Source organism: Microterricola pindariensis, from assembly GCF_002936985.1.
Taxonomy (GTDB): Bacteria; Actinomycetota; Actinomycetes; order Actinomycetales; family Microbacteriaceae; genus Microterricola; species Microterricola pindariensis.
Genome location: NZ_MPZN01000043.1, coordinates 1 through 26,971 on the forward strand (window position 1 = coordinate 1; position 26,971 = coordinate 26,971).

At 70.5% G+C, this 26,971-nt stretch carries 23 protein-coding genes and 1 pseudogene; 4 read left to right on the plus strand and 20 right to left on the minus strand.

Annotation, left to right across the window (positions count from 1 at the left end; translation table 11 throughout):
* Positions 1-201, plus strand: a pseudogene (locus tag GY24_RS17685) (hypothetical protein); the annotation flags it as partial.
* Between the two features lie 108 nt (positions 202-309).
* Here GY24_RS17685 and GY24_RS12290 read toward each other — a convergent pair.
* Genes GY24_RS12290 through truB form a run of 4 tightly spaced genes read right to left on the minus strand, consistent with a single transcriptional unit; the run spans position 310 to position 3,086 of the window.
* The gene (locus GY24_RS12290) at positions 310-1,242 is read right to left on the minus strand and encodes a bifunctional riboflavin kinase/FAD synthetase (protein ID WP_104476236.1); all 933 of its coding nucleotides are present in this window, start codon (positions 1,240-1,242) and stop codon (positions 310-312) included.
* On the minus strand, positions 1,242-1,694 hold the full coding sequence (locus GY24_RS12295; RefSeq protein WP_104476193.1) for a hypothetical protein: 453 nt from the start codon (positions 1,692-1,694) through the stop codon (positions 1,242-1,244). Before GY24_RS12295 ends, GY24_RS12290 begins: the two co-directional genes overlap by 1 nt.
* Positions 1,695-1,734: 40 nt before the next feature.
* Positions 1,735-2,103, minus strand: coding sequence for a hypothetical protein (locus tag GY24_RS12300; protein WP_083363500.1), 369 nt, complete (start codon positions 2,101-2,103; stop codon positions 1,735-1,737).
* Positions 2,100-3,086 carry a tRNA pseudouridine(55) synthase TruB gene (gene truB, locus GY24_RS12305; RefSeq protein ID WP_104476195.1) on the minus strand — a complete coding sequence of 329 codons (987 nt, stop codon included), beginning with the start codon at positions 3,084-3,086 and terminating at the stop codon, positions 2,100-2,102. The genes GY24_RS12300 and truB overlap by 4 nt, the downstream gene beginning before the upstream one ends.
* 112 nt (positions 3,087-3,198) lie before the next feature.
* Here truB and GY24_RS12315 point away from each other — a divergent pair, with 112 nt between their 5' ends.
* Positions 3,199-4,209 (plus strand): ketopantoate reductase family protein, encoded by a 1,011-nt coding sequence (locus GY24_RS12315; RefSeq protein WP_104476197.1) that lies wholly within the window; start codon positions 3,199-3,201, stop codon positions 4,207-4,209.
* Positions 4,210-4,614: 405 nt separating this feature from the next.
* Here the strand turns inward: GY24_RS12315 and GY24_RS12320 are convergent, their stop codons facing one another.
* Positions 4,615-5,229: a nucleoside/nucleotide kinase family protein gene (locus GY24_RS12320; RefSeq protein ID WP_104476200.1), complete on the minus strand. Its 615-nt coding sequence runs from the start codon at positions 5,227-5,229 to the stop codon at positions 4,615-4,617.
* 53 nt (positions 5,230-5,282) lie between these two features.
* On the opposite strand from GY24_RS12320, the gene GY24_RS12325 reads away from it, so the two are divergent.
* Positions 5,283-6,218, plus strand: coding sequence for an HhH-GPD family protein (locus GY24_RS12325; protein ID WP_104476202.1), 936 nt, complete (start codon positions 5,283-5,285; stop codon positions 6,216-6,218).
* A 153-nt stretch (positions 6,219-6,371) separates the two neighbouring features.
* On the opposite strand, the gene GY24_RS12330 is transcribed toward GY24_RS12325, so the two are convergent.
* The 9 genes from GY24_RS12330 to nusA all read right to left on the minus strand — a co-directional run bounded on the left by GY24_RS12330 (position 6,372) and on the right by nusA (position 18,313).
* Complete coding sequence (locus tag GY24_RS12330; protein WP_104476204.1) at positions 6,372-7,790, minus strand: HNH endonuclease signature motif containing protein; 1,419 nt, start codon at positions 7,788-7,790, stop codon at positions 6,372-6,374.
* A 699-nt stretch (positions 7,791-8,489) separates the two neighbouring features.
* The gene (locus tag GY24_RS12340; RefSeq protein ID WP_104476208.1) at positions 8,490-9,827 is read right to left on the minus strand and encodes an ABC transporter permease; all 1,338 of its coding nucleotides are present in this window, start codon (positions 9,825-9,827) and stop codon (positions 8,490-8,492) included.
* Entirely contained in the window at positions 9,824-10,516 is a 693-nt protein-coding gene (locus GY24_RS12345) for an ABC transporter ATP-binding protein (RefSeq protein WP_104476210.1), read from the minus strand. The genes GY24_RS12340 and GY24_RS12345 overlap by 4 nt, the downstream gene beginning before the upstream one ends.
* Entirely contained in the window at positions 10,513-12,198 is a 1,686-nt protein-coding gene (locus tag GY24_RS12350; protein WP_233279345.1) for an efflux RND transporter periplasmic adaptor subunit, read from the minus strand. Before GY24_RS12350 ends, GY24_RS12345 begins: the two co-directional genes overlap by 4 nt.
* On the minus strand, positions 12,198-13,190 hold the full coding sequence (locus GY24_RS12355) for a hypothetical protein (protein WP_104476213.1): 993 nt from the start codon (positions 13,188-13,190) through the stop codon (positions 12,198-12,200). Before GY24_RS12355 ends, GY24_RS12350 begins: the two co-directional genes overlap by 1 nt.
* 153 nt (positions 13,191-13,343) lie before the next feature.
* Entirely contained in the window at positions 13,344-13,829 is a 486-nt protein-coding gene (gene rbfA / locus GY24_RS12360; RefSeq protein WP_104476215.1) for a 30S ribosome-binding factor RbfA, read from the minus strand.
* A gap of 106 nt (positions 13,830-13,935) precedes the next feature.
* A complete protein-coding gene (gene infB, locus GY24_RS12365; protein WP_104476217.1) occupies positions 13,936-16,785 on the minus strand; it encodes a translation initiation factor IF-2 in 2,850 nt (949 codons plus the stop codon).
* A gap of 90 nt (positions 16,786-16,875) precedes the next feature.
* Positions 16,876-17,133, minus strand: coding sequence for a YlxR family protein (locus tag GY24_RS12370; protein WP_083363485.1), 258 nt, complete (start codon positions 17,131-17,133; stop codon positions 16,876-16,878).
* A gap of 181 nt (positions 17,134-17,314) precedes the next feature.
* The gene (gene nusA, locus GY24_RS12375; RefSeq protein WP_104476220.1) at positions 17,315-18,313 is read right to left on the minus strand and encodes a transcription termination factor NusA; all 999 of its coding nucleotides are present in this window, start codon (positions 18,311-18,313) and stop codon (positions 17,315-17,317) included.
* Positions 18,314-18,484: 171 nt separating this feature from the next.
* Here nusA and GY24_RS12380 point away from each other — a divergent pair, with 171 nt between their 5' ends.
* Positions 18,485-19,975: an alanine/glycine:cation symporter family protein gene (locus GY24_RS12380; protein ID WP_104476222.1), complete on the plus strand. Its 1,491-nt coding sequence runs from the start codon at positions 18,485-18,487 to the stop codon at positions 19,973-19,975.
* Positions 19,976-20,723: 748 nt separating this feature from the next.
* On the opposite strand, the gene serA is transcribed toward GY24_RS12380, so the two are convergent.
* The 6 genes from serA to GY24_RS12410 form a co-directional block, all read right to left on the minus strand.
* Complete coding sequence (gene serA, locus GY24_RS12385) at positions 20,724-22,316, minus strand: phosphoglycerate dehydrogenase (RefSeq protein WP_104476224.1); 1,593 nt, start codon at positions 22,314-22,316, stop codon at positions 20,724-20,726.
* Between the two features lie 135 nt (positions 22,317-22,451).
* Positions 22,452-22,826, minus strand: coding sequence for a bacitracin resistance protein (locus GY24_RS12390; RefSeq protein WP_104476226.1), 375 nt, complete (start codon positions 22,824-22,826; stop codon positions 22,452-22,454).
* On the minus strand, positions 22,826-23,317 hold the full coding sequence (locus tag GY24_RS12395; protein ID WP_104476228.1) for a hypothetical protein: 492 nt from the start codon (positions 23,315-23,317) through the stop codon (positions 22,826-22,828). The genes GY24_RS12390 and GY24_RS12395 overlap by 1 nt, the downstream gene beginning before the upstream one ends.
* Complete coding sequence (locus tag GY24_RS12400; RefSeq protein ID WP_104476240.1) at positions 23,314-24,066, minus strand: copper homeostasis protein CutC; 753 nt, start codon at positions 24,064-24,066, stop codon at positions 23,314-23,316. Before GY24_RS12400 ends, GY24_RS12395 begins: the two co-directional genes overlap by 4 nt.
* Before the next feature lie 5 nt (positions 24,067-24,071).
* On the minus strand, positions 24,072-25,439 hold the full coding sequence (locus tag GY24_RS12405) for an alpha-L-fucosidase (protein WP_104476232.1): 1,368 nt from the start codon (positions 25,437-25,439) through the stop codon (positions 24,072-24,074).
* Positions 25,439-26,971 (minus strand): M81 family metallopeptidase (locus tag GY24_RS12410; protein WP_104476234.1); only part of this gene is annotated, 1,533 nt, incomplete at its 5' end. The genes GY24_RS12405 and GY24_RS12410, both read right to left, overlap by 1 nt.

The window sequence follows — 26,971 nt, forward strand, 5'->3', positions numbered from 1 at the left end:
CTGGCCCCGCTCAGCAGCGGCGCCGTCGCCCTCTACCAGGCGCAGCGTGCGCCATACGCCGCGCGGGCCGCGGTGCGCGGGCGGCGCCTGCACGCGGTCGACGCGGACTGGAGCGTCGGGCGCGGGGAGAGCATCGACTCCGACGCCGAGACGATCCTGCGCTTCCTGTTCGGGCGCGGAACGCACGTCCCGGGCAGCTGAGGACCGCGGGCCAGCGGCTGTCAGGCCAGCAAGCGCTCAGGCCAGCAGGCGCTCGGGCCACGAGGCACTCAGGCCAGCAGGCGCTCGGACGACGAGGCCACGAGGCGCTCAGGCCAGCAGGGCCTTCGCCTGCACGACGTCGTCGGCCATCTGCTGGATCAGCGGCTCGATGCCGGTGAACGCCACCATGCCGCGGATCCGCTCGGCGAACTCGACCTCGACCTCGTGGCCGTAGAGGTCCAGCTCCTCGTCGATGACGTAAGCCTCGACCTGCTTCTGCGGCACGCCCTCGAAGGTCGGGTTGTTGCCGACCGAGATGGCGGCCGGGTAGCGCACGCCGTCCTCGTCGACGAGCCAGCCGGCGTAGACGCCGTCGGCGGGCACGAGACCCTCGGAGTCCGGGGTGAGGTTCGCCGTCGGGAAGCCGAGCTCGCGGCCGCGCTTGGCACCGTGCACCACCTCGCCGCGCACGGTCGGGATGTGCCCGAGCAGGCGGCCAGCGCCGGCGACGTCCCCGTCGGCGAGCAGTTCACGGATCCAGGTGGAGGAGATGCGGCGATCGCCGTCCGGGTGCACATCGTCGATGACCTCGACGGTGAAGTCGAGCTCTGCGCCGAGCGCGCGGAGCAGCTCGGCGTCGCCGGCGCCCCTGGCGCCGAAGCGGAAGTCGCGGCCGATCAGCACGTGCGCCGCGTGCAGGGCGTCCACCAGGATCAGGCGGACGAAGTCCTCCGGGGGCTGGTTGGCCAGCGTCTCGTCGAAGGCGAGCACGACGGTGGCGTCCACCCCCGTCCCGGCCAGCAGGTCGAGCTTCTGCCGCGTGCTGACGAGCGACTTCGGGCATTTCTCTGGAGCGAGGTACTCGAGCGGGTTGCGGTCGAAGGTGACGGCGACGGAGGCGAGTGCGTCGGCATCCGCCCGCTTGAGCATCGCGTCGAGGAGCGCGCGGTGCCCGGCGTGCACGCCGTCGAACTTGCCGATGCTCACGGCGGAGCGGCGCCACCCGGATGGCACCTCGGCGATGCCGTGGAAGATCTGCATCATGCGGCCTCGGCTGCCGCGGCGACACGCTCCGCGCGGCGCACCGTGGCGAGCCACCAGAGGCCGAGCCAGGGCAGCACGAGCGGGATGAACAGGTACCCCATGCCGAAGAACGACCACACGGTCGCCTCGGGGAACAGCTGGGGCATGGCCACGCTGAGCGCGCCGACGACGAGGACGCCGGCCGCCTCGAAGCCGATCGCGGCCCACGCGACGCGGCTCCAGGCCTTGCCGGGGGCGATCAGGGCGACCGTCGCCACGAAGTAGACGAGCGCGGCGATGGCCGAGAGCGTGAACGCGAGCGGGGCGGTGTCGAAGCGCTCGATGATCTGCACGGCCGAGCGGCCGGCCGCGCCGAGGGCGAGCACCGCGTACACGGCGATGAGGAGTCGGCCGATGCCGCTCGAGCGGGCGGCTCGGGGGCGGGGCGAAGGCTGAACAGTCACAGTCATCGATTATCGCAGCAGCGCCGGGCGCCCAGAAACCACGCGCTCAGACACCCTGCACCGTCCAGATCTGCAGCATCCGATAGAGCATGACGGCCACCGCGAGCGCGGCTACGCCGAGGATCACGGTGCTCCACTTGCTGCGCTCGATCAGTGCCCAGAAACCGGCGGCGATCGGCAGCAGCGCGGCCGAGATCAGGTACACCCAGAACTCCAGCAGGCTGCCGCTCGGGTCGTTGCCGGTCAGCGGGGCGACGATCGCGATGACCACCTGCACGATCAGGAGCAGCTCGACGATGCCGAGGGCACCGAGCACGAGGTCGCTCGGGGTGCGCCCGGCGAGCCCGCGCACAATCGCGAGCAGCCCGGCCGCCACGGCCACAGCGATCTGCAGGTAGGTGAACCACTCGATCACGCTGGTGACTCCTCGGGGCTGGTCGGTGCGGGGTTGGTGGATGCCGCGTCGGTGGGTGCCGCGTCCGTGGGTGCGGATGCCGGGGCATCGCTTGGGAAGTTGACGACGGACTTGCCGTTGCTGCCGCGCAGCTCCAGCAGTCCGACGAGGCGGCCGTCCGGGGCGATGGCGGCGCGGAGTCCCGGCGCGGTGTCCGCGCGCTGCGCGTCGTCCAACGCGATCCGCTTGCCGTGGCCGAGGTCGATGGCCTGCTGCGCGTCCAGGTCGACGACCGGGAACAGCAGGGCGGCGGCGGCGGCCGGCGGGATCAGCGAGCTGGCGACGTCGAGGGAGTCGAGCTCGCCGGCATCCGCCACCTGGAATGGGCCGATGCGCGTGCGGCGGAGCGCGGTCAGGTGGCCGCCGACGCCGAGCGCGGCGCCGAGGTCGCGGGCCAGGGCCCGGATGTAGGTGCCGGAGGAGCACTCCACGCGCACCTCGAGGTCGAGGTAGCCGTCGACGGCGGTGCTGCCGAGCAGTTCGAAGGCCGAGACGGTGACCGCGCGGGACTTCAGCACGACCTCCTCGCCGGAGCGAACCAGGGCGTATGCCCGCTTGCCGTCGACCTTGATCGCGCTGACCGAGCTCGGCACCTGTTCGATGTCGCCTGTGAGCGCGGCGATGCCGGCAGTGATGTGGGCGGGGTCGATGTCGGTGGCGCCCGCGGCGGGAACCTCGCCGATCAGCTCGCCCTCGGCGTCGTCCGTGGTGCTGGCCGCGCCGAGCCGAATGGTCGCGTAGTACTCCTTGTCGAGCCCGACCACATAGGTGAGCAGGCGCGTGGAGCTCTCGATGCCGAGCACGAGGAGGCCCGTCGCCATCGGGTCGAGGGTGCCGGCGTGGCCGACCTTGCGGGTGCCGGCCAGTCGCCTGGTCCTGGCGACCGCGTCGTGACTGGTCCAGCCCTGCGGCTTGTCAACAAGAAGAATGCCGCTGCTGCTCACAGTGCAAGGCTAACATCGGCGCGCGGCCCCGCCCTCCGCCCCGCTCCTCTGCGCTCCCCCGCCGCCCCGGCCCCCGCCGCCCCGGCCCCCGGCCAGGGCCTACGCTCGAAACATGAGAATTGCGGTCATCGGGGCGGGAGCCCTGGGCGGAACCTTTGCCGCGCTGCTCAGCCGGGCGGGGCATGAGGTCGAGGTGACCGCGCGCGGCGCCCAGCTGGCGGCCATCCGCGAGCACGGAATCCGGTTGAGCGGCGGCTTCGGCGAGAGCACGGCGCTGGTCGCGGCGGCCGAGGTGTTGACGGCGCGGCCCGAGCTGCTGCTGCTCTGCACCAAGGCGCAGGATGCCGAGGCGGCCCTCGCCCAGAACATGGGCGTGCCCGGCGGGCTGGACGGCGTGCCCGTCATCGTCGTGCAGAACGGCCTCGACGGGGTGGCGACCGCGGAGCGGCTGCTTCCGGCATCCGACTGCTTCGGGCTGCTCGCCATCATCGCCGCGAACTACACGACGCCCGGCGAGGTGCGCATCACGACCGCCGCGCCGAGCTATCTGGGGCGCGGCTCCGGGCCGGCGGATGCCGCGACCAGGCACTGGCAGGCGGTGCTCTCCGGCGCCGTGCCGGTCATCGCGCAGGACAACTTCGTCGGCGCGCAGTGGACCAAGCTCATCGTCAACATGCTGAACGGCCTGCCCGCCATCACCGGCCTGACCGTGCAGGAGGTCGTCGGCCACCGGCGCCTGCGCCTGGCGATGACCCGCAGCATGCGCGAGGCCGTCCGGGTTGCCATCGCCCACGATGTGCACTTCGGCGCGCTGCAGGGCTTGAGCGACGCCCGGCTGCGCCTCTTCGTGCGGATGCCGCTCGCGCTCGGCCAGTTCCTGCCGCTGTCGATGAAGTGGCGGATGGGCTCGGTGCCGAACCTCGGCTCGACCCAGCAGAGCCTGCGCCGGGGCCAGCCGAGCGAGATCGACTTCCTGAACGGCGCCGTCGTGCGGGAGGGTGCAGCGGCCGGCATCCCCACGCCCATGAACGCCGCCATCACCGCCCTCGTGCACGAGGTGGAGCGCACGGGCGAGTTCCTCTCCCCCGAGCTCGCCCTCGCCCGCCTCGCCGCCGCGGTCTGAGCCTGCGCGGCGCGGCGGCCTCCAGCCGGCGTGCATGTTCACGTGGGCTCGAGGGAGCGCCAGCGACCGAAGCCAACAGCGCCGCCGCGCAACGGAAGCCCGCGGCATCCGTTGCGGGTTGGCTCCGGGGCTTCGGGCGCTGCGCTGCTCCTTCGTCGCGGCGCGGCGCCCTCGAGCCAACGTGCAGAGAACGGCGCGGCGCCCTCGAGCCAGCGTGCGGAGAACGGCGCGGCGCCCTCCAGCGGACGCGCATACTCACGTTGGCTCGAGGGAGCGCCAGCGACCGAAGCCAACAGCTCGAGAGTGCAGTATTCGTGCGGAGAACGGCGCGGCGCCCTCCAGCGAACGTGCATACTCACGTTGGCTCGAGGGAGCGCCAGCGACCGAAGCCAACAGTCGGGCAGCTCAGCAGCTGTCGGCGAAGACTCGGCGCGGGTGGGCAGGGTCGTGGTTGTCGACGATGGCGGTCGCCTGCGTGCGCGGGTGCGCCTCGTTGAAGTAGATCCTGTCCGCCTCGCCCTCCGGCCCCTCCAACGGCTCGCTGTCGAGGAAGATGCTGTAGTTCCAGAGACCGCGCAGCTCCGGCCGGTTGATGAAGCGGCCGTCGATGATCAGCGTCGCGTCGATGGGCCCGGTCAGCCACTTCGGCAGCACCTGGATGCCGCGCTTGGGATCGAACGCCTTCGTCACGAACCCGGTGCTGCCGCCCATCCGAAACGGCTCGACGAGCACCCGGCGCAACAGCGAGTAGTCGAAGCCGTAGTTGTAGTAGCGCTCCGCCGTGTCGTCGCCGAATTTCGCCTGCTCCTCGCGGGAGCGATGGAACCACTCCAGGCTGGCCCGGAACACCGGGTGGCCGCGCTCGGTCAGCACGGCGGCCAGGTCGTCGCCGAAGGCCGTCTTGCCGCTCTGCAGCGCGCCGTCGATCGCGACGATCGTGCGGCCGTGGCCGTAGTTGTGCATGATCTCGTCGCCGAGGGCTCGCAGAAAACGCACGCGCGGGGTCAGAACGAGTTCCATGAGCCGAGCCTACGCCGCGCACGCCCCTGTCTGGGCCGCCTACGCTGGAGCTGATGAGCACGCGCACCATTCCACCCCACAACGCCGAGCGCCCTGCCACGAGCGAGACGCCCGAGGCCGGCCTCGCCACCGAAATCGTCGACTGGTTCCACGAGAACGGCCGCGCCCTGCCCTGGCGGGAGGCCGGTTTCAGCGCCTGGGGCACGCTGGTCAGCGAGTTCATGCTGCAGCAGACGCCGGTGGCCCGCGTCATCCCGCACCTCGAGGCATGGCTGGAGCGCTGGCCGACCCCGGCCGACCTCGCCGCGTCTCCCCCAGCCGAGGCGCTGCGCGCCTGGTCGAGCCTCGGCTACCCGCGCCGGGCACTCTGGCTGCACGAGGCCGCCGTGCAGATCACCGAGCGGCACGGCGGCGTCGTGCCGAGCGACGTCGACGCCCTCCTCGCGCTCAAGGGAGTCGGCGACTACACCGCGCGGGCCGTCGCCGCCTTCGCCTATGGCCTGCGGCATCCGGTCGTCGACACCAACACCCGCCGGGTGATCGCCCGGGCCGTGCAGGGGCAGGCCGAGCCCGCGCCGCCCAGCCGCGGCCGCGACCTCGCCGCGATGGAGGAGCTGCTGCCCGCGGGCGAGAGCGCCGCCCACGATTTCAACGCCGGGATGATGGAGCTCGGCGCCCTCGTCTGCGTCGCCAGGAATCCGCGCTGCGGGCAGTGCCCCCTGAGCGCTCGCTGCGCCTGGCTGGCCGCGGGCTCCCCCGCCTACCTCGGCCCACTGAAGGCGGTGCAGAAGAAGTACGAGGGTTCCGACCGCCAGGTGCGCGGGCTCATCATGAAGGAGTTGCGGGCGGCCCACAAGCCGGTGACGGATGCCGAGATCGACAGTGTCTGGCCGGATGCCGCGCAGCGCTCCCGAGCGTTGGCCGGGCTGCTCGCCGACGGCCTGGCCGTCGCATCCGCCGAGGGCGGGTACACGCTGCCGCACGGCTAGCGCGACGCGCGGCGCGCCTCTGTCCAATGACTGGAGGTGAGGGCGTCGGCGGTCGGCGCGCCTCCCTCACGTTGGCTGGAGGGAGCGCCAGCGACCGAAGCCCTGAGCGTCTCGCCGGATCGGGTTGGACGGGTTTCGTTCCGACCGCGGCTTCTACTCGACCAGCACGGGCTGGCGCTCCCGCTGGCGCTCGAGGAGGTCGGCCAGTTGGGTGCGGGACTTCGTGGATCTTCGCCAGGCCGTGTCGGCGTCGGTGCGGCCATTTCGGAGCCAGGGCGGCGGCTTCACGAACGGGACGCCGTCGATCATCAGGATCCGCCAGCCGCTGGTCTCGATCGTGCGGTGGTGGAACCAGCACAGCAGCACCCCGTTGCAGGTCTCGGTTTCGCCGCCGTCCCGGTAGGCGATGACGTGGTGGATCTCGGACCACGCGGCCGGGATGGAGCAGCCGGGGATGATGCAGCCGCCGTCTCGGAGGCTGATCGCCCGCCGCTGCTGCGCGTTGAAGACCCGGTCGGTTGTGCTCAAGCTGACCAGCGTGCCGTCGTCCCCGATCAAGACGTGCTGCTGCCCGCCGGCGCAGATGAACTGCTCGACCGCCCCCAGTGAGATGGGCGCCTCGCAGCCCTCGACGAACCCGGACCCGCTGTGGGCATCGAGGTCGGCCTGCCGCACCGAGACCAGCACCGTCGGGGCAGCGCCGCCCATCGTCGGGGCGTCCGCGCTGCGGGCGGCGCCGTCGATCAGGCTGGCGAAGACGTCGTGCCGGGCCTGTGCGGTCGCCCGGGGGTCTTTCGGCTGGTCCGGGTCGGTGTCGTTGAAGGTGGGCTTCGAGCGCGGGCTCAGGTAGGCGTTCAGCAGCGTCTCGAACTTGGCGTCGATCTCGGGCAGCAGCGCCATCTTGCGGTGCACCAGCCCGTCCCGGGTGAGCCCGCCGCTGATGCCGCGCGCGGCCATCGCCCGCTCCTCGGCCGGGATCGTGCCGTCCTCATCCAAGACGCTCTCCCAGACGCGGGCCTGCCCGCGGACCTCGTCGGCGCCGAACGGCAGCGCGGATTCGACGGTCGGCCCAGTGGCGGCCGCGACGAGGGCGGTCTCGGCGAGCTCGACGTTGAGGTCGCCGACCCGGCCGCGGATCGGGTCGAGGGTGTCGACGATGGCCAGGGCGCTGTCGTGACCGAGGGTGCCGGCCGCCAGCGCGGACGCGACCTGTTCGAAGCGGGCCGGCAGCGTGTCGCCGGTCAGCGCGGTGCGGGGCCGCACGGCCGCACCGAGCCGCATCCGCTGCGTGAGGGTGCGCTCGGAGGCCAGCGTGATCCGGGCCAGGAGCTCGACGGCATTGCGGCAGCCCTTCTTCGCCGAGAGGCGGTCCTCGCCGAGCTCCCGGCGGGAGCGGAACGCGACCTCCCCGGCGGCCCGGAGGCGGAGCGCGTCGGCGAGCCGGCCGACGGCCTCGGCCGTCGCGGTGAGCTCGAGCAGGGCGTCGTCGCGCAGCATCCGCTCGTCGGATCCGGCGAGTGCGCGGGCCAGGAGGGACTGTGCCTCTGCCAGCTGCCCCGCCGCGTTTTCCATGCTCCTATTCTACGGCGGAATGCAAGCATTTCCCGAGAAAAATGCCTGATGTCGATAACTTTCCACGCAGTGTCGGTGGGGTGGGGTAGCGTCGGAAAGGGATGCCGTGGTCGGGCTGGAAACCGGGCTTCGGTCGCTCGTTCCTCGCTCCCTCAGCCGACGTGGGGAGAGAAGCTCAGCCGACGTGGAGAGAGGGCCCAGCCGACGTGGGAAGAGGCTGGTTCGACGTGGAGAGACGAACCCGTCCGATGTGAAGCGAGGGCCTGGTCGACACGGGAGATGCGCGGCATCTGGACCGACAGTCCGGGAGAAGCACGCTGGCTGGAGGGAGCGCCAGCGACCGAAGCCCTGACACGGCGTGAGACTGGCGATGGCTTCGACGGGCTCAACCAGCGAAAGGACTGTCGGGCTGGAAGCCGGGCTTCGGTCGCTCGTTCCTCGCTCCCTCAGCCGACGTGGAGAGGCCTCGCTCCCTCAGCCGACGTGGAGAGGCCTCGCTCGCTCAGCCGACGGGTGCGGGCCGACGAGTGCGACCCGATTGCGGAGAGTCTCGCCGACCAGGCCGACGAGACCCGCCACACGCAGCAACCAGCAGCCATGCGCAGCAGCCAGCGGCCAGCAGCCAGCGGCCACGCGCAGCAGCCAGCAGCCAGCAACCAGCAACCAGCAACCTGCAGCCAGCGTGCCGCCGGAGGCGCGCTATACCCCCTGGCGGAGCGCCGAGATCGGCTCGATCTTGCTGGCCTTCGCCGCCGGGTAGGCCCCGGCGATCAGGCCGACGACGGCGCCGAGTACGGCGCAGCCGAGCACCATCGGCAGGTCGATGATCGGCGTCCACTGCTGCACCAGCGACACCCCGACCACGGCGAAGACGCCGAGGGCGGCGCCGATGAGGCCGCCGAGCAGGCCGATCACGACCGATTCCACGGTGAACTGCGCCCGGATCTCGCGCCGAGTGGCGCCGAGGGCCCGGCGCAGGCCGATCTCGCCGACCCGTTCCGAGACCGAGAGCAGAGTGACGTTGGCGATGCCGAGGCCGCCGGCCAGCAGGGCGATCAGCCCGAGCACGAGGAAGACGATGTTGACGTCGGCCTGCACGCTCTGCTGCAGCTCGGAGCCGGACTGCGGCGCGATGACGTCGAAGTTGTCCGGTGTGTTCGGGTCCAGGGCGATCGGCGCCTGCTTGCCGACGACGCTGCCCGCCCCGATGGCGATGCGCACGTGCAGTTCCTGGGCCGAGCCCATGCCGAAGTCGGCCCTGGCGGTGCCGGACGGCAGGATGACGGCGTCCAGCATGTCGGTGCGGCGCTGCACGCCGTCGATGATGCCGATCACCGTGTAGGCGCGGTCGCCGATGAAAATCGCCGGCTGCCGATCCACCCGGTTCACGCCGAGCTCCTCGGCCGCCCGGGTGCCCAGCACGACGACGCGGTCGGCCCGCGCGTCGTGCCCGGCGTCGAAGAATCGGCCGGTCACGACGGAGCCGCGCACGGCGTCGAGCAGCCCGGCCGAGCCGGCCAGCAACGGCGGCCCTGCGCTCTGCGGCGCCGACGGGTCGTTGACGGGCACGGCGGTGATCCGCGCTCCGGCGGCATCCACCTGGCCGACGAGGCCAGCCTTCTCCACCCCGGCGAGGCGTTCCACCCGCTCCGGGGCGTCCCAGGGCAGCGAGGTCTTCGGCGTGCCGGAGCCGAACATGTTGCCGGCCTTGCCCGGCTGCACGAGCACCTGGGTGGCCGAGACGGAGTCGAACTGGCGGGCGATCTGCCCGGCGGCGGTCTGCGCGAAGCCGATCGTCACGACGAGCGACGCGATGCCGAGCACCGTTCCCATCGTGGTCATCACGAGGCGCCCGGTGTGGCCGCCGATGCCGTGGCTGGCCTCGACCATCAGGTCTTGCACGGTGAAGCGGTCGGCGCGCTTGACCGGGTTCACGGGGCGCGGCGGGCGCTCGGCCTTGCCGAACGGCTTCTTCAGCCGACCCAGCCACGTCGGAGTGCGCCACGTCGAGGTGCGCCACAGCGCGGCGCGCGTCATCGGAGCACGCTCACTCGGCCATCGTCGATGCGGATGCCGCGGCGGGCCCGCTCGGCGACCGCGCTGTCGTGGGTGATCACGACGAGGGTGAGCCCGTCAGCGTTCAGCTCCTCGAACAGGTCCATCACCTCGCGGGAGGTCTGCGCATCGAGGTTGCCGGTGGGCTCGTCGGCCAGGAGCAGCCGGGGCTGGGCGATGACGGCCCGCGCGATGGCGACGCGCTGCCGCTCGCCGCCGGAGAGCGTCGTCGGCAGGAACCCGAGCCGGTGGCCGAGGCCAACCCTGTCCAGCGCGGCGCGGGCGCGCGGCATCCGCTCGGCCCGGGGCACCCCGCTGTACAGGGTGGAGATGAGCACGTTGTCGAGCACGGTGCGCCGCGGCAGCAGGTGGAAGGACTGGAACACGAAGCCGATGCTGCGCCCGCGCAGCGCCGCCCGCTCCTCCTCGCTGAGCGCGCCGGTGCGCACCCCGTCGAGCAGGAACTCGCCGACGCTCGGCCGGTCGAGCAGGCCGAGCACGTTGAGCAGGGTGGACTTGCCCGAGCCGCTGGGGCCGACGATGGAGAGGTAGTCGCCGCGGTTGATAGCGAGGTTCACGCCCTTCAGCGCCTGCACCTCCGGCGGGCCGGGGAAGGAGCGGGTGACGTCGATGAGCTCGACGACGGTGTCCGGGCGCTGCGAGTCGGTCATCGGCCGACCACGACCTGCTCGCCCTCCTCGATGTCTCCGCTGATCTCGACGAAGCCCTCTGCGGCCAGGCCCGTTGTCACGGCCACCAGCCGGGTGTCCTTCTCGCCGGGCAGGTACACCTCGACGCGGGACTCCCCGTCGGCGCCCGCCGTCAGCGCCGCGGCCGGAACGGCCAGCACCTCGCCGGCCGTCGCCCCGATCGGGATCGCGATGCGCACGTTCTGCCCCTGCAGCGACGCCACCTGCTCCGGTGTCGGGTCGACCAGGGCGAGGCTCACGTTGTAGCGCGCGCCCGCCTCCTTGCCGGTGGCCTTGCGCGGCTCGACCGCGGTGACCCGCGCCTCGAGCGTGGTGTCGTCGAGCGTCACGGTGGCGATGTCGCCGATCGTCAGCAGCTTGGCGTCGCTCTCGGCCGCGGATGCCGCCAGCACCAGCTCGGCGCCGGAGACGCGCATCACGGCGCCCTGCGAGACGGTGCCGCGCTTGGCCATCACCTCGTCGACCCGGCGCGGCAGGCCGGCCAGGTAGATCACCTCGCTGGAGGGCAGGAAGGTGAGCGTTCCTTCCTCTGCTGCGGTCAGCGCCAGCCGGGCGTCCTCGAGGGCGCGCTGGGCGAAGCCGATGGCCGAGTTCTCGCCGCTGGTGTCCGGCGCGGCCAGGCCGGCGGAGCGCTCGGCGATGGCCAAGGCGAGGTCGCCCTCTGCGGCGGCGACGGCCTGCGGATCCGGCTTGCCTGGCACCGCGGGCTTGGTCGGGTCGTCGGGTTGCACGGCGGGCGGGTTGTTCGCAGCGTGGAGCGCGAGCTGGGCGTTGCGCACGCGGTTGTCCAGCTGGATCCGCACCGCCTCTGAGGCCCCGGACGCCGCGGTGTTGAGCGCGCGCTGCGCGCTGGCCAGGCCCTCCTCAGCCGAGCGGACCCCGTCGCGCGCGCCGCGCACGGCCGCCGCGCTGCCCTCGGCCGGTTCGGGTGCCGGGTAGCCGACGCGGGCGTACAGCTCGCCGATCGCGGCGGCGGTGGCGGCGTCGAAGGTGTTCGAGCCGCCCGGGTCGATGCCGAGCGAGCGCAGCGCGTCCTTCAGCTGGGTCACGTCGGGGCCGGCGAGGCCCAGGCGGAGGCTGCGGTAGACGGGCAGCTCCCCCGGCAGCACGATCACCGGGCGCCCGGCCACCTCGAGGGCGACGGAGCCGGGTTCCAGCGTGGCGCCGGCCTCCGGCACGCGGCCCGTGACGACGGCCGGCCCGCCGCGGTCCCCGGATTCCAGCGTGACCTCGACGGAGTCGGCGTACTGCACGTCACCGCGCAGGGTCACGTCGTTGGACAGGCTGCGCAGCTCGACGGGCACGGTGATCAGCCCGGGCTCCGGCGGCTTGGCGTCGGCCGCGGCCTGGCCGGGTGAGACGATGACCGCGCTGAGCGCGACGCCGGCCACGAGCGAGACCACGGCGACGGCAGCCAGCACCCAGAGGGCGCGGTTGCCGTGCAGCACGCGGCGCCAGCCGGAGACGGCCGGATCGACGGGCGCCTGATCGGCAGGCGCCTGATCAGTGGGGTCCGGATCAGTGGGGTCCGGATCAGCAGGCGCCTGATCAGCGGGGTCCTGCTCCGCTGTGCCGCCCGAGCCCGCCGAGTTGGGGTCCAGAATCTCCGCGAACTCGTCCGGATTGCCGCTGCGCTTGCCCATTACTTCTTCGTCGCGTAGTCGGCGAGCAAGGCGTCAAGCTCCGCCTTGTTGTCCTCGACGAAGCGGGTCTCCAGCGCGAACTGGGCCTTCAACGTCTCCTGCATGTAGTTCAGCTTCTCCGAGCAGCGGAAGTCGGCCAGTGCGACATCGATCTCCTGTTGCTTCAGATCGGCGAGGGCCTCGGTGTTGTCGCCGAGCGGCTCGCCGGTCTCCTGGTCGTACTCCATGGTCTCGTAGATGGCGTTCTGCGCCTCGGAGATCAGGGTGAAGGCGTCCTGCTTCATGGTGAAGTCCGAGTAGCCGGCATCCGCCATGCAGCTGGCCCAGGAGCGCTCGAGCTCCTTGATCTTGGGGTCTTCCTGCATGGTGGTGTAGATCGCGCCCATCTTCTCGAACAGGCCCTGGTACTTCGGGTCGGAGTAGGCCTCCATCCCCTGGTCCTGGGTCGAGTGCTGGGCTGCGCCGTAGCATCCGCCGGTCTCCCAGTTGTACTCGTAGGACTCGCCCGCCTCCATCGCGGCCATCTCCTCCTCGGAGGGGCCCGGCCCGTGCAGCGTCTCGTAGAAGGCGCTCACCTCGGACTCGGAGAGGGTGGAGAGGTAGTCCTGGTTCGGGTCGACGTACTCGGGGGCCTGCTCCTGCTGGGCTTCCATCTCCTCCTGGGTCTGCACCATGCCGTAGCCGTTGCTGGCGACCCATTCCTCGGTCTCGCGCTCCTCCATGTCGGAGCTGCCCATGGTGACGACGCTGCCGTTCTGCGTGTTCGGCGTGTACTCGAAGCCCTCGTCCTTCATGCAGGCCGCAACGAGCTTTTCGACCTCGACCTGCTGCTCGTCGTACTTGGCCTGGTCCATCTCTCCCCAGAGCGCGGAGGTGAAGGCGCTGAGCGGGCTGTCCTCGTACTTGAGGTCGCCCCCGCCACTACCGTCGCCCGCCCCAGAGCAACCGCTCAGTGCGATTGTGGCGGCAACCGCCAGGCCGACAAAGGACAAAGAAGTGCCAGTACGCACGGTGACCCCCAACTCGTGTGTCGCGGGACGGCGCTGCTGCCGAAACGGACCCCAGCCCGTCATCCCCCGCCCGAGCCTAGCGGATGCCGGGCGGGCGGAACGGGATGACGGGCTGGGGAACAGCTGCAGGTGGGCCTACGCGGTGGCATCGACCTCGTCGTCGCCGGCGTCTGCGTCGTCAGCGTCGTCGTCCGCGTCAATCTCGCGCGGCTTCACGTACGGGTCCTCGTCGCCGGCGTAGGCCGAGGTGGCGGCCAGCCCGGCCACGGCGGTGTCGCGCTCACGCGCCTCCCGCAGCAGGTCGTCGATGTGCGCGGCGTTCTCCGGGATCGCGTCGAGCAGGAACTCGAGCGACGGAGTGAGCCGCGCGGTGAGGTTCTTGCCGACCTCGCTGCGGAACATGCCGGTGGCGGCCTTGAGGGCTGCCGCGGTGTCCGCGCGCTCCTCGTCGCTGCCGTACACCGTGTAATAGACGGAGGCGTGCTGCAGGTCGCCGGTCATCTGCACGTCGGTGATGGTCACGAAGCCGATGCGCGGGTCGCGGATGCCGCGCTCGAGGCGCTTGGCGATGATCACCTTGATCCGGTCGGCCATCTTCTTGGCGCGTGCCTGATCTACCATGGTCATTTTCCTCTCAGTGGGAACTACTTAAAGAATGAGAACAATGGCCGAGCCAGAGAGAATCTGACTCGGCCATTGTCACAGAGGGTGAGCTCCGTGCCTGAACCTAGGCGCGGGGCTTCTCCTTGAGCTCGATCGTCTCGATCTCGTCGCCGACCTGGATGTCGTTGAACTTGCCGAGGCCGATACCGGCCTCGAAGTCCGTGCGCACCTCGGTGACGTCATCCTTGAAGCGACGCAGCGACTCGATGGCCAGGTTGTCCCCGACGACGATGCCGTCGCGGATGACGCGGGCCTTGGCGTTGCGCGTGATCGTTCCGGAGCGGACGATGACACCCGCGATGTTGCCGAACTTGGAGGAACGGAACACCTCGCGGATCTCGGCGACGCCCGACTGGACCTCTTCGTACTCCGGCTTGAGCATGCCCTTGAGCGAGCCCTCGATCTCGTCGATCGCGTTGTAGATGACCGAGTAGAAGCGCACGTCGACGCCTTCACGAGCGGCACGCTCGCGCGCCTTCGTGTCGGGGCGCACGTTGAAGCCGACGATGATCGCGTTGTCGATGGTCGCCAGGTTGACGTCCGACTCCGTGATCGCACCGACGCCGCGGTGGATGATGCGCAGCTGCACGCTGTCATCGACCTCGATCTTGAGCAGCGACTCCTCGAGGGCCTCAACGGCACCCGAGACGTCACCCTTGATGATGAGGTTGAGCGACTCGACCTTGCCCTCTTCGAGAGCACGGGTGAAGTCTTCGAGGCTGATGCGCTTGCGAGCCTTGGCCAGCAGGGCGTTGCGCTCTGCGGCTTCACGCTTCTCGGCGATCTGACGGGCCATGCGGTCGTCGTCGGTCACGATGAAGGTGTCACCGGCGCGCGGAACGCTGGAGAGACCCTGCACCTGGACCGGGCGCGACGGGTAGGCCTCGAGCACGGCGTCGCCGTTCTCGTCAGCCATGGCACGCACGCGGCCATAGGCGGTACCGGCGACGATCGAGTCGCCGACGCGCAGGGTTCCCGACTGGATGAGCACGGTTGCAACCGCGCCGCGACCCTTGTCGAGCTTGGCCTCGATGGCCACACCGCGGGCGTCCTTGTTCGGGTTCGCACGGAGGTCGAGACCGGCGTCTGCGGTGAGCAGCACGGCGTCCAGGAGGTCCTGGATGCCGATGCCGTTGCGGGCAGACACGTCGACGAAGATCACGTCTCCGCCGTACTCCTCGGCAACGAGGCCGAACTCGGTCAGCTGCTGGCGGACCTTGGCCGGGTTGGCCTCCGGCTTGTCGATCTTGTTGACCGCGACGACGATCGGCACGTTGGCAGCCTGGGCGTGGTTGAGCGCCTCAATGGTCTGCGGCATGATGCCGTCATCCGCCGCGACGACGAGGATCGCCATGTCGGTGACCTGGGCACCACGGGCACGCATGGCGGTGAACGCCTCGTGGCCCGGGGTGTCAATGAAGGTGATGGCGCGCTCGTGGCCCTCGTGCTCTGTCCACACCTGGTAGGCACCGATGTGCTGGGTGATGCCACCGGCTTCACCCTCGACGACGTTCGCCTGGCGAATCGCGTCGAGCAGTCGGGTCTTACCGTGGTCGACGTGACCCATGACGGTGACGACGGGCGGGCGGATCTCGAGATCCTCGTCCGTCTCGTTCTCCAGCTCCTGGTCGAGGTCCATGCCGAAGCCCTCAAGGAGCTCGCGGTCTTCCTCTTCAGGGGAGACGACCTGGATCTTGAAGCCCAGCTCCTCGCCGAGCACCTGGAAGGTGGCCTCGTCGAGCGACTCCGTGGCCGTTGCCATCTCACCGAGGTGGAACAGCACCGTCACGAGCGAACCGGGGTTCGCATCGATCTTGTCTGCGAAGTCCGCGAGGGATGCACCACGGCGCAAGCGCACGACGGTGCTGCCGTTGCCACGGGGAACGCTCACGCCGCCCAGCGACGGAGCCTCCCTCATCTCAAATTCGGCCCTCTTCGTCCGCTTCGACTTGCGTGCCTTGCTCTTGCCGCCACCGCGACCGAACGCACCAGCGGTTCCACCGCCGGGGCCACGGCCACGACCGCCCGCTCCGCCGCCGGGGCGAGGAGCGAAGCCGCCTGCGGTGCCGGGGGCACCGCCAGTGCCACCGGGGCGCTGGAAGCCGCCGCCGGCCGGGCGGGCGCCCGGGGTGCCTGGACGCTGCTGGAAGCCGGGACGCTGGCCGAAGCCGGCCGGGCGCTGGCCCATGCCGGGTCCGCCGGGGCGGGGAGCACCGGGGCGCGGAGCCGCGGGACGCGGGATGTTGCTCGGCGTCGGGCGCTGGCCCATGCCCTGCGCGCTGGCGAAGGGGTTGTTGCCGGGGCGGGGGTTCGCGGGACGCTGGCCCATGCCCTGGTTGGAGGCGAAGGGGTTGTTGCCCGGTCGCGGTGCGGGGGCGCCGGGGCGCGGTGCACCGGGGCGCGGGATCGAGGATGCCGGAGCGCCGGGCGTTGCCGCCGGGGCGGGAGCCGCGGCGTCGGTCTTCTCGGCGGCAGCCGGGGCTGCCTCGCTCGTGTCGGCCGTTGCGGTCTCGGCGACGGCCTTGTCGGCAGCAGCCTTCTCGGCGGCAGCCTTGTCAGCCGCGGCCTTCTCGGCGGCAGCCTGGCGCTCTGCGACAGTCATCGGGGCGCTCGGCACGGGTGCCGGCGGCCTCGGGGCTGCCGGGGCAGCCTCGGTGACGGGCTCGGCCGGGGCCGAAGGCGTCGGAGCCTTGGGTGCCGGCTTGGCAGCGGCCGGCTTGGCCGGCGCCGGTGTTGCAGTTCCGACGAGTCCGGCGGCCTCGAGGGCAGCCTTCAGTCGGCGAGCAACCGGCGGTGCGATGCTCGAAGACGGTCCCTTGACGTATTCGCCCATCTCTTTGAGCTTGTCAAGGGCAGCCTTGGTGTCGACATTGAGTTCGGTAGCGATCTCATGTACGCGTGGATTTGCAGCCACAATTCTCCTGTTCCGGGTCTGCACCCGGAAAGGGGCAAACCGTTAGTAACGGACGGGACTCATTTTGAGCCGCTCATTAGTTGTTACTCATTAGATGTTCACGGTGCCATTCAGCCTGTTCTCTAAGGTGATCGTGTCGAGTGCGCTCGTCACTCGCAGCGCACGCCCGAAGGCCCGACGCTGCACTGCTACGCGGTAGCACTCGATCGTCGGATGCAGCCACGCACCCCTCCCCGGCAGAACGGCATTGTCATCGACAACAAGTTCTGATTCCCGGGCAACAACCCTCAGAAGTGAGGATTTCGGAGCGCGTGAACGGCAAGCAACGCACGTTCTAACGGGTTCCATCGTAGCACTCACTGTTCAGTCGGGCCGACCTGGCGTGTCGGGGCCAGGCGGCAGGTCGACGGCAGCCCAGGCCCCGTGGTTACCCCTGAACCGCATCCTTGCTGGTGCGGTTCAGAGGATTCCTTGGTTTAGCGACGCTGGCGCGTCGCGGGCTGCCGCCTTTCGCCAAAATTGATATCCCTCAGTCGTCTTCGAGGATCGAATCCGGCTGGATATCAATTTTGGCGCCTGTCAGCTTCGCCGCCAGGCGGGCGTTCTGCCCCTCCTTGCCGATCGCCAGCGAGAGCTGGTAGTCGGGCACGAGCGCGCGAACGGCCTTGGTGGCCTCGTCGATCACGAACGCACTGGTCACCTTGGCCGGCGACAGTGCGCTGGCGACGAAGGCGGGCAGGTCGGCCGAGTAGTCGACGATGTCGATCTTCTCGTTGTTGAGCTCCGCGGTCACCGCGCGCACGCGCTGGCCGAGCTCGCCGATGCAGGCACCCTTGGCGTTGACGCCGGGCTCGGTCGCCCGCACGGCGATCTTGGTGCGGTGGCCGGCCTCGCGGGCGAGCGAGACGATCTCCACGACGCCGCTGGCGATCTCGGGGACCTCCAGTGCGAAGAGCTTGCGCACGAGCGAGGGGTGGGTGCGAGACACGGTGATCTGCGGACCCTTTGCCCCCTTGGCAACGCTCGTCACGAAGACGCGGATGCGCTGGCCGTGCTTGTACTCCTCGCCGGGAACCTGCTCCTCGGGGGGCAGGATCGCCTCGATCGTGCCGAGGTCGACGTGGATCATGCGCGGGTTCGGGCCCTGCTGGATCACGCCGGCGATGATGTCGCCCTCGCGCCCGCGGAACTCGCCGAGCACCGCGTCATCCGCGAGGTCGCGCAGGCGCTGGTTGATGACCTGCTTGGCGGCGAAAGCCGCGATGCGGCCGAAGTCATTGGGAACATCCTCGGACTCGCCGATGATGTTGCCTGCTTCGTCGAGCTCGGGAACCATGACGGCGATGTGGCCGCTCTTCCGGTTCAGCTCGACGCGCACTCCCTGCGGATCCACGTGACCGTGCGATTCGGGGTTGACGTGCTTGACATATGCGGTCAGGATCGCCTGCTCGATAATCTCCACGAGCTCGTCGAAGGGGATTTCCTTCTCGCGTTCCATCTGACGCAGGACGCTGAGGTCGATGTCCATTGCCGGCCTCCTCTATTCACATTCTCGCCACCGCAAAAGCGTGCAGTGGCGTACCGATCTACGTTAGCTGACTCTCGGGCCATTCGACACCACGACGCGACATTTCTGGCGCGCCGAGCCCGGACTGTCGAGGAATTCCCATCATTTGGCGGCCCCCGTCATACTGGGCAGATGGATGTACTCTCTGACCTCGTCGCGACCATCGGCGACCAGTTCTGGACCTGGATCGTGTTGCCCGTCGTCGTCGGGCTCGGGCTGTACTTCACGATCCGCAGCGGGGTGGTGCAGTTTCGCCTGATCCCGGAGATGTTCCGCACCCTCACCGACAAGACCCCGCGCGGCGCGGACGGCAAGCCGCAATCGGTCTCGGCGTTCCAGGCGTTCACGATCTCCGCGGCCTCCCGCGTCGGCGTGGGCAACATCGCGGGTGTCGGCACGGCGATCGCGATCGGCGGCCCCGGCGCGGTGTTCTGGATGTGGGCGATGGCGTTCATCGGCGGCGCGTCGAGCTTCGTCGAGTCGACGCTCGGCCAGACGTACAAGGTCAAGGACGTCTCCGGGTTCCGTGGCGGCCCGGCCTATTACATGCAGCACGGCCTCAAGGCGCGCTGGATGGGCATCGTCTTCGCCGTCATCCTGATCCTCTGCTTCCCACTCGCGTTCAGCTCGCTGCAGGCCAACACGATCGCGGCGACCATCGGCTCCAGCCTCGGCGGCGAGGTGCCCGGCTGGCTCGGCTGGGCGATCGGCATCGTCCTGGCCGCGCTGACCGCGCTCGTCGTCTTCGGCGGCGTGCGCCGCATCGCCTCCGTCACCCAGGCCGTCGTGCCGATGATGGCGCTGCTCTACCTGCTCGTCGGCCTCGTCATCGTGGCCATGAACATCGAGAAGCTGCCCGAGGTGTTCGCCTCGATCTTCACGCAGGCGTTCGGCTACAACGAGGTGATCGGCGCGACGATCGGCACGATCATCATGACGGGCGTCAAGCGCGGCATGTTCTCCAACGAGGCCGGGCTCGGCTCTGCCCCGAACGCGGGCGCCTCCGCCGCCGTCACCCACCCGGTCAAGCAGGGCCTGGTGCAGACCCTCGGCGTGTACTTCGACACGTTCCTGATCTGCTCCATCACGGCGTTCATCATCCTCGTCTCCACGCCGGACCTGGCCGGGGCCAGCCGCGGAATCGGACTCACCCAGGACGCCATCGTGTCCAACCTGGGCTCCTGGTCGAACGTGCTGCTCAGCGTGATCATCTTCCTGCTCGCGTTCAGCTCGATCCTCGGCAACTACTACTACGGCGAGTCGAACATCGAGTTCATCACCACGAAGCGCTCGGTGCTGACCGGCTACCGGCTCGTCGCAGTGGCCGTCATCCTGTTCGGCTCCGTGGCATCCGCCGACCTCGTCTGGAACACGGCCGACGGCATCATGGGCCTGATGGCGATGGTGAACCTGATCGCGATCATGCTGCTCTCCGGGGTCGCATTCCGCCTGCTGAAGGATTACACGAACCAGCGCCGGGCCGGGCACGACCCGGTGTTCACGCAGTCCCGCATGCCCGACCTCGACGGCATCGAGTGCTGGGTCGACGAGCAGTCCGTCACGGGCACCATCCCGGTGCTGCGCGACGAGACGCACCGCGACCACCTGCACGGGCGGCGCTAGGCGCGCTCCGCCGGCCCGCGGGACGCTCAGGGCTTCGGTCGCTGGCGCTCCCTCCAGCCGACGTGCGGAGAGACGCATCCCGCGCACCCCCGCACGCGCAGCCGGGCGCCCAGCCCCACGGCGGCTGAGCGACGAAGGAGCGAAGCCCTGACAGCGAGCGGACGCCGCCGCCTGCCGCACCCGCGCGTCGCTCAGGGCTTCGGTCGCTGGCGCTCCCTCCAGCCGACGTGCTCGAGAGCCGCATCCCGGGCGCCCAGCCCCACGGCGGCTGAGCGACGAAGGAGCGAAGCCCTGACAGCGAGCGGACGCCGCCGCCTGCCGCACCCGCGGGACGCTCAGGGCTTCGGTCGCTGGCGCTCCCTCCAGCCGACGTGCGGAGAGACGCAGCCGGGCGCCCCCGCACGCGCAGCCGGGCGCCCAGCCCCACGGCGGCTGAGCGACGAAGGAGCGAAGCCCTGACAGCGAGCGGACGCCGCCGCCTGCCGCACCCGCGCGTCGCTCAGGGCTTCGGTCGCTGGCGCTCCCTCCAGCCACAGTGCGACGGGGCCCCGACCGTTGGTCGAGTAGCGAGGAACGAACGTATCGAGACCCCGCACGGGACTCACTCCCCCGCCGACAACCGGGTCTCGATACGGCTCCGGCGGGCCTACTAGACCGACGAGTCCCCCGCGACCCGCGCGAGGCGCGCAAAACAGGGATGGCCCACCAGATCGTGATCTGGGGGCCATCCCTGTTGGCGCGAGGCGTCCTACTCGGTGATGTCGATCTCCACCATGACGTCGGCGGAGATGCGCTCCCGCACGGTCGCGAGCAGTCCGTCCGGCACGGGCGAGTCGACGGTCAGCACGCTGAGCGCCTGGCCGCCGGCCTCGTGGCGGGCGATCTGCATCCCGGCGATGTTGATGCCGGCCTCGCCGAACTCGGCGCCGTAGACGGCGACGATTCCGGGGCGGTCGGTGTAGATCATGACGATGTGGTGCTGGGCGATCGGGATCTCGACGCCGTAGCCGTTGATCTCGACGATCTTTTCGATCTGCTTGGTGCCGGTGAGGGTGCCGGAGACCGAGACCTGCGTGCCGTCGGCCAGGGCGCCGCGCAGCGTGATGACGTTGCGGTACTCGTCGGAGACGGCATCGGTGATCAGGCGCACCGTGATGCCGCGCTGCTCGGCGAGCAGCGGCGCGTTCACGTAGGAGACGGTCTCGCTGACGACGTTGGTGAAGATGCCCTTGAGCGCGGCGAGCTTGAGCACGCTGACGTCGTAGCCGGAGAGCTCTCCGTGCACCTCGACGTCGACGCTGGTCAGCGGGCTGCTGTGCGCGACGCCGGAGAACACCTGGCCGAGCTTCTCGACGAGCGGGATGCCGGGGCGCACGTACGGGTCGATGACGCCGCCGGCGACGTTGACGGCATCCGGGACCAGTTCGCCGGCCAGGGCCAGGCGCACCGACTTGGCGACGGAGACGCCGGCCTTCTCCTGGGCCTCGTCGGTGGACGCGCCCAGGTGCGGGGTGACGATGACGTTCGGCAGGGCGAGCAGCGGCGAGTCGACGGGCGGCTCTGTAACGAACACGTCGAGGCCGGCGCCGGCGATCTCGCCGTCGGTGAGCGCCGTGTGCAGCGCGTCCTCGTCGATGAGTCCGCCGCGGGCGACGTTGACGATGTATGCCGACTTCTTCATCTTCGCGAACTGCGGGGTGCTGATCATGCCGATCGTCTCCGGCGTGCGCGGCATGTGGATGGTGATGAAGTCGCTCTGCTCGAGCAGTTCATCGAGCGAGACCGGGGTCACGCCGAGCTGCTGGGCGCGGGCCGAGGTGATGTAGGGGTCGTAGGCGATGACGTTGACGCCGAAGGACTGCAGGCGGGCGGTGATCAGCGCGCCGATGCGGCCGAGGCCGATGATGCCGACGGTCTTCTCGTACAGCTCGGTGCCGGTGTAGGCGGAGCGCTTCCACTGGCCCTGCGCGAGCGCGTTGTGCGCGGCGGGGATGTGGCGGGCGAGGCTCAGGATGTGGCCGACGGTCAGCTCGGCGGCCGAGATGATGTTGGAGGTCGGCGCGTTGACGACCATGACGCCGGCCGTCGTGGCCGACTTGATGTCGACGTTGTCGAGGCCGACGCCGGCACGGGCGATGACCTGCAGCTTCGGCGCCGCGGCGATGGCCTCGGCGTCGACCTTGGTGGCGGAGCGCACCAGGATGGCGTTGGCATCCGCGAGGGCCGCCAGCAAGGCGGGGCGGTCGGTTCCATCGACGGAGCGAACGTCGAAGTCGGGCCCGAGGGCATCGACGGTGGCGGGCGACAGTTCTTCGGCAATCAGCACGATCGGCTTGGGCACGATGTATCAGTTTCCTTTGTGGTCGGATGCGACGGAATCGAACGCGGAATGAACGACGGGTTCGGGCGCCACGGCCATTGGGGCGCTGATACTCCCCCACTTTAGTGGAGCGTCAGGGGTGCTCGTGACGTGGGATCAGGCCCCGGAGAAGTCGAGGATCGGGCCAAAAGCGAAAACCCCGATGATGTTGAGATATGCGACGGCGGACACGCACAGGCCGACGAAAAGGAAGGCCGCCAGGGCCAGCGCGCCACGGTTGCGGCCCAGCCAGAACGCGAGCCCGAACAGGGCCAGCGGCAGCACCAGGGCCGCGATCAGCACGATCCAGCCGTACGCGGTGATCGGCACGTCGAGCGCGCTGGCGCTCTGCAGGATCGCGAGCAGGTTGCCGAGGGCCTCCCACACGTCGAAGGCGTAGAACAGGCCGAAGAACACGGCGATGGTGGCCGCCAGCCAGAGCGGCGTGTGCGTGCCGCGCTCGGCCGGAGTGGTCGCGATGGATGCACTCATCATGCGCCCCCTGTCCCGAGGATGAACGGCAATGGGATCAGCACGAGCGCGCCGAGCACGAGCAGCAGGATGCGGCGGAGCGTGCGCCCCCGCGTCTGCCAGAACACGAGCGCGAACCAGCCGGCCGGTGCCAGCACGGCGAGCCAGAGCCCGAGCGTGAACATGAAGCCTCCGACCAGGTCGGCGGCGCTGTTCGGCATCCGGCCGGCCGTGAGCGCCCAGCCGATTGTGTAGAGCAGGTAGACCCCGCCGAGGATGCCGAGCACGATGAGGGCGACGGAGCTGCCGCCCGCGGCATCCTGTGCCTCTGCCTCGGTCTGGGCCTCAGGCTCGGGCGTTGCCTCGCTCGGCCCGGCGATCTTGCCGGGGCCGCCGACCGGCTTCCAGCCGGGTGCGAGTCCGCTCTCCGCCGGCTTCGGGCCTGCGCCCTCGAGCGTCGGATCGTCTTCGCCGGCCCAACTCAGGGCATCGTCGTCGGGGTCGCGGGTCATGGCTCCAGCGTAGCGGCCATCACGGCGGCGGCTGCCGCGGCGGCGATGTCCGCGTCGGTCCTGTCGTAGCTCTGGGCGCCGCCGCCCGGCCCGCTCGGCGAGGGGTCGGCGACGGTGGTCTTGGCGGAGAGGTGCACGGCGTCGAGGCCGACCGCGAGCAGCGCGCCGATGTCCTCGACGCGCACACCGCCGCCCGCCATGATCTGCAGGCGATCGCCGACGTGCGCCTTGAGCGCGGCCAGGGTCTGGATGCCGTCGATGCTGCGCGCGGCGCCACCGGAGGTGAGCACCCGGCTGAGTCCGAGGCCGACCAGCACGTCGGCGGTCTGCAGCGGCGATTCGACGGCGTCGATGGCGCGGTGGAAGGTGACCTGCATGCCTTCTGCGGCGGCGATCAACTCGGCCGTCACGGCCTTGTCGACGAGACCGGACGCGGTCAGCGCCCCGATCACGACGCCGGCCGCTCCGGCGGCGCGGACCGCGCGGATGTCGCGGATGCTCGTGTCGACCTCGTCCGCCGTGTACACGAAGCCGCCCGGCCGCGGGCGCACCAGCACGTGCACGAAGTCGGCGGCTCCGGCCAGCTGGGCCGCCTCGACGGCCTGCTCGACCGCGCCGATCGACGGGGTGAGCCCGCCGACGCCGAGCGCCCCGCAGAGCTCGATCCGGGTCGCCCCGAAGCGGAGCGCCGTGCGCGCCCCGTCGATGTCCTGGACGGCAAGTTCGAGCGAGTGCTTCTTCGAGGTCATGCTGCTCACGCTAGCGGGTCGGCGAGCACGGCCACCGCGACGGCCTCGCCGCGGAGCGACTCGGGCACGACCAGGCGCGCCCCGCTGCCCGGCGTCGCCGCCAGCACCTCGGCAGGTTGGGACCCGCCCTGGCCGAGCCAGTGCACGGCCGTTCCCCCACAGTACTCGGCGGGCAGGGCGGCCTCGCCGGTGGCGGGGTCGCTGGCCTGCAGGTAGAGCTTTCCGGCGTTCTGCGTGTAGGAGACGGCCTGGCCGGACTCCCCCGCGCGCCGCCAGGGCCGCGTGCCGTAGATGGCCTCGCCGTTGCCGCGGAGCCAGCTGCCCATGGCGGCCATGCTCTGCTGCTGCAGCTCGGGGATGGAGCCGTCGGCGCGGGGGCCGACGTTGATCAGCAGGTTGCCGTTCTTGCTCACCACGTCGACCAGCAGACGGATGAGGGCGTCGCCGGAGAGCGTGTGCTCCGGGCCCTCGACCTGGTTGTAGCCGAAGGAGTAGCCGAGGCCGCGGGTGGACTCCCACGGCTGCTCGATGATGTCCTCCACGTGCCGGTACTCGCGCGTGATGAAGCCGTGGTACGGCACGCCCCAGCGGTCGTTGACGACGCCGTGCGGAATGGCGTCGAGGTAGCGCTCGAGCAGGGCCGCGACGGCGTAGGGGTCGTGTCCCTTGCCGCCGTCGGGCCAGTCGATGTCGTTCCAGAGGATGTCGGGTTCGAATCGCTCGATCAGCTCTTCGAGCTGGGCCGCGCTGTAGCGGGCAAACCTCTCGTCGTTGCGACGGAAGCGGAACAGGTCGGTGTCCGACTCGATCGGCGGGAAGTCGCTGACGTGCCAGTCGAGCGCGCCGGAGAAGTAGACGCCGAAGCGCGCTCCGGCCGCGCGGGTCTCCCGGGCGATCTCGCTGATCAGGTCGCGCTTCGGGCCGCGGTTGACGGCGTTGAACGGCGTCGTCTCTGTGCCCCACAGGCAGAAGCCCTCGTGGTGCTTGGTGGTCGGGATGACGTAGCGGGCGCCGGCGTCGACCAGGCTGCCGACGAAGGCCTGCGGGTCGAAGGCATCCGCGTTCCAGTGGTCGGCGAGGTCCTCGTAACTGGTGCCGGTGCCGTACACGTCCTGGTGGCGCTCCCAGGTGGGGCTGCCCTTGATGCGCACGGTGTTGCCGTACCACTCGGCGTACTGGTGGTGCGCGTAGGCGTCCTCGGCCGGAACGTTGCGGGTGCCGGTCGGGGTGCCCCAGGCGGGCACCGAGTAGAGGCCCCAGTGCACGAAGAAGCCGAGCTTGGCGTCGCGGTACCACTCGGGCACGCCGGCGTCGGGGTAGCTGGGGCCGTTGGCGCCGAAGTCGGGGCCGACGCGGCTCTCAAAGTTCAACATCAGATCGTCTCGATTCCGTCTGCGGTGCGGCGGGTGATGACGGCGCGCAGCTCCGGCGCGCCGTTCGGGTCAAAGGGGAACACCCCGGGCTCGAGGTGGGAGTGGCCGAGGCGCAGCAGGTCCTGATCGACACCGCCGGGGGTGAGGGCCAGCTTCCAGCGCTCGCCCGGGGTGGAGCCCGTGGCCGCCTCTCCGGTGGTCAGCGCGTAGAGCTCCGGCTCGAGGTAGCCGATCTTGACGAACACGATGTCCATGCTGTTCGGGTCGATGCCGAGCTGGGTGAAGTCCGCGATGTGGTGGAACGGCTTGCGGCGCTCGGTGATGATCGCGTGCACGCCGCCGGCCTTCACGACCACCTGGGTGCCGGCATCCGAGTCACCCTCGGTGATGGAGAACACCTCGCCGGTGATCGCAACGGGGCCGGAGGGGCCGCCGTCGACGCGGCCGCCGACCTCGAGCGACACCGTCGCGCCGACGCCGGCCGCGACGGCCTGTGCGACCGCGGCGGCGTCGAAGATCGAGGCGTGCACGACGTTGATCGTGCCGTCGGCGAACTCGGGGCGGGCCAGCAGCTGGCCGAGCGTCCAGGAGACGTCGCCCGCGCCGCCGGCGGTCGGGTTGTCGCCCGAGTCGCTGATCACGTAGGGGCGGGCGTCGGATGCCGCGTTCGAGGCGAGCGCGGCGTCGATCGACGCGGCCAGCGGCAGCGCGTCGGCGACGAAGGCGAAGTCGTCGCGGGCGTCCCAGTACAGCTTGCCGAGGCGCTCGGTCTCCTCGCGGATCGCCTCCACGTCGTCACCGGTCGTGACGACGACGGCCTGGCAGCGGGCCTCGTCGGCCCAGGCGTAGCCCACCCAGATCGAGGAGTCGATGACGCCGGCGCGGGCCTCGGAGGCGGGGACCTCCGCGTAGATGGTGCGGGCGGGCTCGATGCGCGTGCTGGTCTTCTCGCCGGGCAGCAGCACCGGGACGGGCAGCCAGGCCTTGTAGGGCCGGCGGGCGTCGACGTCGGAGCCGACGGAGGAGCGCAGGCGCTCCAGCATGTTGAAGATGGCGCGCTGCTTGGTGTTCCAGTGGTCCTCGTGCGGGGCCATCCGGTAGCAGGTGATCAGGTCGCTCATGTCGAGGAGGGTGCGCGAGACGTTGCCGTGCAGGTCCATCGAGGTGGAGACGAAGGTGTCGGCGCCGAGCGCCTCGCGCACGGCGGAGCCCAGGTCGCCCTCGGCATCCGTCATGCCGACGACGCTCATGGCGCCGTGGATGTCGAAGTAGAAGGCGTCGAACGGGCCCTGCTCGGCGATGCCGGCGAGGATCTCGGCCTTCAGCCGCTCGTAGGTCTCGCGGGCGACGGCGCCGCCTGGCAGCGAGCGGGCCTGCAGCAGCGGCACCCAGTCGGCCGCCTCGCGCAGCTCGGAGCCGGGCTCCATGAACGGGTAGTAGCCGATCAGCACGTCGCCGCGGCGCTCGGTGAACGCCTCGTCGCCGCTCACGTGCGGGGAGAAGGTGCTCGACTCGATCGAGATGCCGCCGAT